The sequence below is a fragment of the Pirellulales bacterium genome (genome assembly GCA_019694455.1).
Lineage (GTDB): Bacteria > Planctomycetota > Planctomycetia > Pirellulales > JAEUIK01 > JAIBBY01.
Genome location: JAIBBY010000128.1, coordinates 1 through 2,867, shown reverse-complemented (window position 1 = coordinate 2,867; position 2,867 = coordinate 1). Strand labels below are relative to the sequence as shown.

Annotated in this window: 2 protein-coding genes; both read right to left on the bottom strand. The window is 66.1% G+C overall.

Annotated features, from left to right (window positions below; all coding sequences use genetic code 11):
- Positions 1-1,641 (bottom strand): GTPase domain-containing protein (locus tag K1X71_21205; protein MBX7075668.1); only part of this gene is annotated, 1,641 nt, incomplete at its 3' end.
- Between the two features lie 105 nt (positions 1,642-1,746).
- Positions 1,747-2,867 (bottom strand): FAD-dependent oxidoreductase (locus tag K1X71_21200; GenBank protein ID MBX7075667.1); only part of this gene is annotated, 1,121 nt, incomplete at its 5' end.

Genomic DNA, 2,867 nt, shown 5'->3' with positions numbered 1-2,867 from the left:
CGGTTTCACGCATCGCTCGGCCAGCGCCGTCACTTCGCCCTGAATGCCGCGTCGCAACCGCCGCGTGAACGCCCACACCAAGATCGTGCACCACAGCCACAGCCAGATGCCCGCCGCGATGTAAAAATCGATCCCCAGCACCGGAGTTGGCTGCGGGGCGAGCCAGGAGTCGTAAAAGAAGTTTTTCGCCATTCTCGACAGCAAGATCGCCAACATCGCGCCCAGCAGTAGTTCGTACCACCAGCGAATCAGCCAGCCCGCATGCCGCTCGGCCAACCGGCTGACTGACCGATCCAACTCGGCCGAGGCCGATCCAATGAACGCCGTCGCCGCTTGTCGCGACTCGCGCGCCAAGGCGTCTGGCTCGGTGACCGCCACCGCCAAACCCGCCTCGGTGGCGTACCCGTCCACAATGATCGCCGCGGTGCGCAGCTCGTCTTGTTCGATTGTGCTGGCTACCGCCCGGTCGGCGGTTTGCTCCGCGCTGCGATCCTGCTGCCGACGGCGCAGCACGCGACCCCCTTCAAACACACCCCACAAGGCGATTTGCGCCGGCGTCCGCGCTCGAAACAGCGCCCAGCCCGATAAGATGCCTCCCAGCCCGGCGTACGCCCGCAGCACCAGAGAAAACGGGCTGAACCCCCAGCGGCTGGTGACTTCGGCCAGCAGGCGATTCTCCCAAGGGCGTTGACTTTTGAGCAACTCGTCGCGCAGCGAGGCGACAAACCGGGCTGTGACCCGCGCGCGCTGCTCGGTGAGAGCCGTTTCGAGCTGCGCGACCGGCGGCATCGCCTGGTCGAGCCGCGTTTGGCACGCCGTCAGCGTGTCGGCGACCAGGTCCAGAAAATTCGCCCGGCGAATGCGCTGCGCGGCGGTGCCGGCCAGTTCGCTGTCGAGCAGTTCCAACAGCCGCAAAAAATCTCCCTCCGGTGGCAGCCCGCTCTCCGCCCGCTCGGATGCGGCCACCGAATCGACAAAGAACATTTCGCCCACGCGATAGTCGGGCGCGAGCATGGCGCGCCAATCCTTGCGAATGTCGTCGCTGGAGTCGGCGTGCGTCTGCACAAAGATCAGCCGCGCTCCCGGCGCCGCCGAGGCCAGTTCGGCCAGCACCCGCGCGCTGCGGTACTTCTGCTGCGTCGAGGTGACGATCAGCACATCGCAGTGCGGCAGCAGCTTGCGCAGCCGTGCCAGGTTCGTCTCGCCTGCCGCGGCGTCCTCGGTTGTGTCCGGGTCAGGGCAGTCCACCAGCGCAAAATGCCGCAGCGTGTCCAGTTCGCGCTGCACCACATGCATGTCTGCCGCAAAGCCAAACTCGGCCGGCGCATGCTTGGTGTGGCAGATCAAGGTCGGCCGCCGTGTCGTTGGCCGTTCGCGCCCCGCCTGTGTCACCTCGGCGCCCACCAGCGCGTTGACCAGTGTGCTCTTGCCCGTTCCGGTGCCACCGAGCATCGCCACCACCAGCGGCGCTTCGAGCCGCGCGCGCAAATGACTGGCGCGGTCGGCCAGCCGGTGCGCCAGCGCCGCGGCATGCTGCGCGGCGGGCCAGCGGGGTGCGCGATCTGACCAATCGTTGAGCCGCGCCGTCAGCGAATCAACCTCTGCCAACAGCTCCAGATTTGCAAGTTCCGATGGGCTCATCAGCAACCAATTCGTTTGCCAGGCGCGCAGCGCAAAAGACCAATCTCTCACGTCAATGATACCACGCCCGTGCGCTAGCAGGCTGTTGAAGGATTCAACGGGCAGCTAGGCGGTACGCGACCACCAGGGCTCATGTCGCCCGGCGCCCTGCAAACGAAGCGCCAGAATCCGCGCGGCCAGCGCCGACAAGAGCCGGCCCGAACGGCCTGCCGGCAAGGTGGACGCGACCACATCGTCGCAATCGAGCGCGCCGGTCAAAAGTAGCGACAGCGGTGTCGCCAGTTCCGCGGCATCGTGCGCGATCACGATGATCGCCGCCAGCGAACCCGATTCGCTCCGCCAGTGCGCCTCGCAGCGTAGCGGATCCGCGTCGGCCAATCCCAGATCGGCCTGCGTGATCACGATTCGCTCGCCGCCAACGGTACCCGACGTGCGCCCGATATGCGCCACCTGCGGATCAGTCCAAACGATGTTGCAATTTGCGCTGTCACTACTTCGGCGGGCGCTCTGTCCGCCAACGAACCGTTCCACCAGCGCCCCCTCGGCCCCTGGCTCGTGGCCGCAAGCAGGGCCAATCGCAAATATCCGGCCATTGGTAGTGCGCAGCCGCGCATCGACGACAATCCGACCCGACTCGCAGATGATGCCAGCGGCCGCCAGCGCCATCCGGTCAAGTTTCACCTCGCGCGGCGGATCGCAAATGACCTGATCGACGAGCAGCTTCTGCTGTCCGCCTGCCCCCGCGATCGTCACGATCCGCGCTGGGCCGACACGCTCGTCGCCTGCCACACGATAACCCATATGCGTTCTTACGCCGTCGCGACCCAGACCGGCCAGCACCAACGATTGAGCCTCGTTCCCCGCCTGGTCCGCCAAGCGAAGTTGCTCGGCTACCCAATGCGTCTGACATCCTGCCCGAGCCAGCGCCTGCGCCAACTCGAGCGCCTTGCTGTCGTCACCGACCACTGCCACTCGCGCCGGCAAGTCGCCCTGACAGTGCCAATTGTCGTGCGTCCAGACGTTCGCCGTGGGCGATTCAATTTCGACCGCTTCCAGCGCCAACAGGCCGCGCTCGAAACACACGTCACGCCCATGCACGGCCACCGAGTTGTGCCCTGTGAAGACGGCATGTCCTGCCTTCACTTGGCCGCCCCGTGCGACTAGCTCGGTGATCGCCTCATCGGTTTCCAGGCCGTGGCCGGTCATGCCAGGCCGTTGTTCCAATA